Here is a 6912-nt window from a genome sequence, read left to right as displayed (position 1 = left end):
TATTCGGGCCGTTAGCTCAGTTGGTAGAGCAGTGGACTTTTAATCCATTTGTCGAAGGTTCAAATCCTTCACGGCCCACCAGTTCTCTCCCTGATAGACATTCAAACAGCTTTAACTCCATAAATTTATTAATAATTATTTTTTAATAACATTAAGACTATTTTAATTGTCGTTTTTATTCTTGAGCACGGTATAATTTGCACCCATTTTTTAATATCTAAGAGACGATGATGAGCAAATTCTCTCCCCTTGTTGGTTCTGATTATCCTTTCCCGGCAAAACCTGTTGTACTTTCAGAGCAAGAGAAGATCGACTACAAAAATAAGATTAAGCAGTTATTAATCGAAAAAGATGCTGTTTTAGTTGCTCACTATTATACAGACCCTGAAATTCAGGCCTTAGCTGAAGAAACTGGCGGTTATGTTGCTGATTCACTGGAAATGGCACGCTTCGGTCGTGATCATTCGGCGTCAACGCTGATTATTGCCGGTGTTCGTTTTATGGGTGAAACAGCAAAGATCTTAACACCGCATAAAAATGTATTAATGCCGGAGCTGGAAGCGACATGTTCTTTAGATGTCGGCTGTCCGATTGAAAGCTTCAATGAGTTCTGTGACCAGCATCCGGACCGTACCGTTGTAGTTTATGCCAATACTTCAGCCGCTGTTAAAGCACGTGCCGACTGGGTTGTTACTTCGAGCATTGCATTAGAGATTGTTGAGCATCTTGACAGTGAAGATAAAAAAATAATCTGGGGGCCGGATCGTCATCTGGGCAGCTATATCGAAGCAAAAACCAAAGCGGATATGCTGATGTGGCAGGGGGACTGTATCGTTCATGATGAGTTTAAAGCCAGTGCACTGCGTGATATGAAAGCGGTGTACCCGGATGCTGCTGTCTTAGTGCATCCTGAATCACCGGAAAGTGTTGTAAAGCTTGCTGATGCAGTTGGTTCAACCAGTCAGCTGATTAAAGCTGCTAAAGAGCTCCCAAATAAACAGCTGATTGTGGCAACAGATACGGGTATTTTTTATAAAATGCAGCAGGCCTGTCCAGACAAAGAGATACTGGCGGCACCCACTGCCGGTGAAGGAGCTACATGCCGAAGCTGTGCACATTGTCCGTGGATGGCAATGAACGGTCTTAAAGCGATTTATAACTCATTAAATGATGCCTCTGGGCATGAGATCGATGTCGATCCTAAAGTTGCAAAAGGCGCGTTGGTTTCTTTAGATAGAATGCTGGACTTTGCGGCCGAGCAGCAGTTAAAAGTTAAAGGTAACGCTTAATATTAAGCAGCTTTAACTTAATAAATGATTTAAAATCAAAAATAACAACTACGAATGCTGATAATCACAGTGAATATGGCAGTGATTATCAGGATCTCAAACAATCAGTATTGGAATAAGTCATGAATTACAAAGTAGGCAGTTTATTTGCGGGTGTAGGCGGCGTTTGTCTTGGTTTTAAAAATGCCAGTCATGAAAGCGCTAATTATGAACTAGTGTGGGCAAATGAAATGGATGTGCATGCCTCAAAGACCTACCAGTTGAATTTTGAACATGACCTGATAGTTGGGGATATTGAAAAAATTGTTAAACCTGAACGAGCAGGAAACGTTGAGGAAAAATTGCATTTTGAAAATAAAAAACAGCAGATTTTAGCAAAGCCGATCGATATATTGACCGGTGGTTTCCCTTGTCAGGCTTTTAGTATCGCCGGATCCCGTAAAGGGTTTGATGATAAACGTGGTAATCTTTTTTACAGCATTATTGATTTAGTGTCGGATCTTGCTGAGGCCTCACATAAGCCGCGAATATTATTTTTGGAAAATGTAAAAAATCTGCGTGGTCATGATAAAGGTAATACTTATCAGGTAATCAAGCAGGAAATTGAAAGCATTGGTTATACGGTTAAGGACGTGGTGTTAAACACTAAGGAATATACAAACTTACCGCAAAATCGTGAGCGTATGTTTATTGTCTGTTTCTTAAATGAGAGGGATGCACAGCGTTTTACTATGTTTGACCGTTTAGATGAATTTAAAAAAGATCATTCAGAAGTTAACCGCCGTGACAATATCAGCCAAGTGCTGGATCTGAAAGCCGATAAATCGAAGTTACAGTCTTATTATTACAGTAAAGATAAGTATCCGAATTACTTTATTAGTGAAACAGAATATGACTCAATGCCTGCTGATAAACGTAGAAAAGAGCGTATTAATATTACTGAGCAGATAGATCAGGAATTTGAGTTTTACCAGGTACGACGCGGTATGTACGTACGTAAAAATTCCAGCGGTGTGTGCCCGACATTAACGGCTAATATGGGGACCGGTGGTCATAATGTTGCATTAATCAAAGTTAAAGACGGTGTACGTAAATTAACACCGGCGGAAACATTTAAACTGCAGGGTTTTCCTGTGGGTAACGGTTATCAGCTGCCGACAAATATGTCTAACGGTCACCTATACAAGCAGGCGGGAAATGCAGTATCTGTGGATGTGATTACTTTAATCGCTAATGAATTACTGAATGTTTTACAGGCGGGCGATTAGCGCCCTGCTTGAATATTCTGTATAGTAAACCCCTTTATTATTACCTACTAACTATTGAGAAATTATGATCACTAATGATGTTTTACGACGTGTACGTTATGCGTTGCAACTTAACGATAAAAAAATGTTAGAAATTTTTGCGTCTGTCGATAATGCAATTGATGAAAATTACCTGCATAGCATCATGGCAAAAGAGGGTGAAGAAAATTTTGTATTCTGTCGTGACAGTCTTTTATCTTTATTCTTAGATGGTCTAATCAATGAAAAGCGTGGTAAAAAAGAGGGCTCCAGCCCGATCATTCTGCCTGCTAAAGAAGTAATGCCGAACAATGATATTTTACGTAAATTACGTATTGCGCTGAATTTCAAAGAAGACGATATGCTGGCTGCACTAGATTCAGCAGAATTCCCTGTGTCAAAATCAGAGCTGTCTGCATTATTCAGAAAGAAAGATCACCGCAATTATAAAGTATGCGGCGACCAGTTATTACGTAACTTCTTAAACGGTATTACTAAACGCTTCCGTGGTACGGAAAGCGAAGCTTAACTTTTAGTTAATCTGCTTTAAAAGTTAAAAACCGAGCCGCTGCTCGGTTTTTTTATGCCTGCTTCTGAGTCTCTCCGGCTTTGTTTTTAACCAAGCTGATACCGCTGTAGGCAAAACATATTGCGATCAGCGGGTTTAACCAGTTGAGGATGGCCCAGGGGGCATAGTCAATAACATTAACCCCGAGTGTAGCTGCAAAAAATGCACCTCCGGTCGTCCAGGGAATAAGCGCTGTGGTTAGTGTTGCCCCTTCTTCTAAGGATCGCGATAATACGGAGCGGTCGATCTGCCTGTTGTCATAGGTTTCGCCGTATAACTGTCCGTTAAGAATAATCGACATATATGCTTCACCCAGCGTCATATTGCTGACAAAACAGGTGGTGATGGTCATGGTAATCAGGCTAGCCTGACGTTTTACACTGCGCAGCAGGTTATAGATTAAAACTTGTAAAAAACCGAATTTATCCAGGATCCCGCCTAAGGCCAGGGCAAGCAGTGCCAGTGATAATGTCCACATCATGGCGCTGATACCGCCGCGGGTGAGCAGATTATCTAAAGCTGCTATTCCTGTATCAGCATTGCCTCCGCTAAATAATGCGTTAAGTACCTGAGTCAGCTGCGCATCCTGGATAGTGACCGCTAGCATAACTGCTGCGACTGCTGCAGCAGACATAGCGGGTAATGCACTGACTTTCAGATAGATCAGAGCCAGCATGGTCACCAGCGGCAGCAGGTTAATAATATGTACCTGGTATGCCTGCTTCAGACCGTTCAGGAGTATATTGATATCATCGGCCGGCACTGTGTTTTCTGCATACTGTATACCGATTACAGCAAAAACCAGCAGGGTGATAAGATAAGCGGGGCCTGTGGTTCTATGCATTGATTTGATGTGGCGTGTCAGTTCCGTTCCGGCAGCCATAGCCGCCAGATTAGTCGTGTCGGATACCGGTGACATTTTATCTCCGAAAGTAGCGCCTGCGATGATCATACCTGCTACAACAGGTGCTGGGATACCCATGGCGGTACCGACAGCAATCAGCACTACACCTGCCGTGCCGACCGTACCCCAGCTGGTTCCTGTGGCGAGCGACATAAGACTGCAGAGAATTAACCCCGCGGGTAAAAAGACCGTTGGCGAGATAAATGTCAGGCCGTAATAGATCAGGGTCGCGACGGTGCCGCTTTGAATAAAGGCCGCGATTAATACACCGATCATCAAAAAGATATAGATGGATGTTAAAGCACGCTCTATACCTGAATTCATGGCTTTAATAATGGGGTTGAAGTCAGTACGGTATAAATACCAGGCGCTGCCTGAGGTAGTCAGCAGACAGAGCAGCAGTAAGCTGTGCAGACTTAGCGCATAAAAGAACAGTCCAATGCCTATTATTGTGCAGATTGTCAAAAAGGTAATTAATGCATGTATAAAACCTGGTGGTTTTATTGTTGAGCTGTCCATTTCAGTCTCTCTATTTTTGTGGCAATTCAGGAAGTTACGGATGCCAATTAGATTATTACGTTATAACAGAAAAATGTAACCGCCGAAGTTTTTTTTCTGTTTTGTGTGCTTTTACCTGTGCTTTGAAGCGCTGTTGTTTGACTTGCTGAGGTGAATGTACTTTATATTGATGCTTGTTTGTATTTGACTATTTGTTGGTTTCATGCGGTTTGTTAAGATTCATGTTAATGGGCTGATATCATGGTTATTATTTGTAGAATTAAAACAATCATTTTAGTTAATTATGTGTAACTATACGCGCCCGATGCTTTAAAGTTGATATTTAAAGCATAAGTTTTACGTATTATGGTTATTCGCTAATAAATATATTATTCAGATAAAGCAATGAATATAAAATTATCGGATTACCGTTGATGATGGATCATTACATGAACATATTAACTAGCTTTAAAGGCCGGATTATTACGGTCACTATATTATTACTGACAGCTTCCCTGGCTGTATCCACCTTTCTCTCCTACCGTCAGATATCGACATCGGTATTTAAAAATGTTGACCGCTATTCGATGCTCCAGATAGACAGTACATCGGATAAAATAACGACCTGGTTCCATACTATTAAAGATGCGCTGGTTGCTACTGCGCCGGATTTTGCGACGGATCGCGGTGATATTCAGATCGGCTTAATGACCAGGCAGATAGCCAATGCAACTAAAGCCACTGATATCCTTGTCGGTTTTGATGACGGCCGATCATACGGTGCAGCCAGTGGTATGCGTGATGTTTCAGTTTATGATCCGCGCAGCCGTGACTGGTATAAATCTGCCAAGCAAAAAGGCAGCACAGTGATCACCGACATGTATGCAGATTCTGTATCAGGTAACTTGATGATCAGTATTGCTGAACCCTTCTTTTACCGCAGTAAATTTCGTGGTGTGCTGCTTGCCGATATTGAGCTGCAGCTGATTGCTGACATGGTTAAGCAGTCTTCTTCACCTGGTGCGATGAGCGCCCTTTACAATGCTCAGGGAACCACTATCGCATCAACCGGTGAAGTTGATATTCCGGGAAAAACCAGATTGTCAGACTTCCCTGATTTAGTTGAGCTTAATCGTGAAATGCTTGCAAAAGACAGCGGCCTTTTTAATTACAGCCTAGGCGGTGTTGACAAAGTGGCTTTCTTTAAAGCGCTTAAACTGGATGACAAGACTACCTGGCACTTTCTTGTTGGTATCGATAAATCAGTCGTTTATGCGGAAATAGATGAAAACCTCAATGAGTCTTTAATGACTGCCGCCTTATTAATTGCACTGGCGGTTGCTGTTATTCTGCTGGTGCTGAATCATTTATATCGCCCAATTCTGGCTTTAAAGTCAACGGTTGTCAGCCTGTCTGAAGGTAATGGTGACTTAACCCGCCGCCTTGATGTTAATACCAAAGATGATCTAGGAAAAATCGCGGAAGCGGTCAATAAATTTATTGCTAATCTGCAGGCAATGATGCTTGAAGTTTCTCAATCCACTGAATATATTTCTGAGGGGATTGAAGAGTTGAAAGCACAAACTGAGATGAATAATACGGTTTTATCAGCCCATGCTTCAGAGACTGATCAGGCGGTAACCGCTGTTAATGAAATGAGCTCAGCTGCTGAAAGTGTTGCACAAAGTGCATCGCAGTCGGCGGTATTTACGCAAGATACAAGTGCAGAAGCTGAACAGTCAAAAATAGTGGTTAGCGGTGCGGTTAATAGTGTAGCTTCTTTAGTAGATGAAGTTGATTCGATGGCATTAAGTATTCAAACCATGAGTGAAGACACCCAGAAAATTGGTTCAGTACTGGGAGTGATTGGCGAGATTGCGGATCAGACAAATCTGCTGGCGCTGAATGCGGCTATTGAAGCTGCCCGTGCCGGTGAGCAGGGCAGAGGTTTTGCAGTTGTTGCAGACGAGGTCAGAGCATTAGCCGGCAGAACGCAGCAGAGCACTTCTGAGATTAATTCCATGCTGACTAAACTGAATAAGGGCACTGAGTCTGTTGTTACAGCAATGGATGATACCAAACGCAGCTGTCAGCAGACGGCTGATACTACTTCTAATGTCAATAACAGTCTGGATTCAATGGCGGTATCTGTGGTTAAGATCAATGATCTTGGGGTGCAGATTGCAACGGCAGCAGAGCAGCAGAGCTCTGCGACGGATGAGATTAACCGCAATATGAGCGCAATCCAAGGTATGGTTACCCAGTTAACTGAAAACGGCGTGCAGACCATGGACAGCACGCGCAGCCTTGCCACTGGTAATGAACAGCTGCTGTCTATTGTTGGTCAGTTTAAACTGCAGTAACAGC

Annotated in this window: 5 protein-coding genes and 1 tRNA gene; 5 read left to right on the top strand and 1 reads right to left on the bottom strand. The window is 42.5% G+C overall.

What is annotated here, in order from left to right:
* Positions 1-5: 5 nt before the first annotated feature.
* The 4 genes from G327_RS0101745 (at position 6) to G327_RS0101730 (ending at position 3104) form a co-directional block, all read left to right on the top strand.
* Positions 6-81: transfer RNA gene (locus G327_RS0101745), tRNA-Lys, on the top strand.
* Between the two features lie 149 nt (positions 82-230).
* On the top strand, positions 231-1289 hold the full coding sequence (gene nadA / locus G327_RS0101740; protein WP_019613039.1) for a quinolinate synthase NadA: 1059 nt from the start codon (positions 231-233) through the stop codon (positions 1287-1289).
* A gap of 122 nt (positions 1290-1411) precedes the next feature.
* Positions 1412-2557, top strand: a complete 1146-nt coding sequence (gene dcm / locus G327_RS0101735) for a DNA (cytosine-5-)-methyltransferase (protein ID WP_019613038.1) — start codon at positions 1412-1414, stop codon at positions 2555-2557.
* Between the two features lie 64 nt (positions 2558-2621).
* The gene (locus G327_RS0101730; RefSeq protein WP_019613037.1) at positions 2622-3104 is read left to right on the top strand and encodes a YehS family protein; all 483 of its coding nucleotides are present in this window, start codon (positions 2622-2624) and stop codon (positions 3102-3104) included.
* 52 nt (positions 3105-3156) lie between these two features.
* Here G327_RS0101730 and nhaC read toward each other — a convergent pair whose 3' ends face one another.
* On the bottom strand, positions 3157-4566 hold the full coding sequence (gene nhaC, locus G327_RS0101725) for a Na+/H+ antiporter NhaC (RefSeq protein WP_019613036.1): 1410 nt from the start codon (positions 4564-4566) through the stop codon (positions 3157-3159).
* Positions 4567-4994: 428 nt separating this feature from the next.
* On the opposite strand from nhaC, the gene G327_RS0101720 reads away from it, so the two are divergent.
* Positions 4995-6908 carry a methyl-accepting chemotaxis protein gene (locus G327_RS0101720; RefSeq protein WP_019613035.1) on the top strand — a complete coding sequence of 638 codons (1914 nt, stop codon included), beginning with the start codon at positions 4995-4997 and terminating at the stop codon, positions 6906-6908.
* Positions 6909-6912: the final 4 nt, after the last annotated feature.

It is taken from the genome of Psychromonas ossibalaenae ATCC BAA-1528, assembly GCF_000381745.1.
GTDB lineage: Bacteria > Pseudomonadota > Gammaproteobacteria > Enterobacterales > Psychromonadaceae > Psychromonas > Psychromonas ossibalaenae.
Note: the sequence above shows the minus strand (reverse complement) of the source record. Positions and strands in the feature narration are given on the sequence as shown.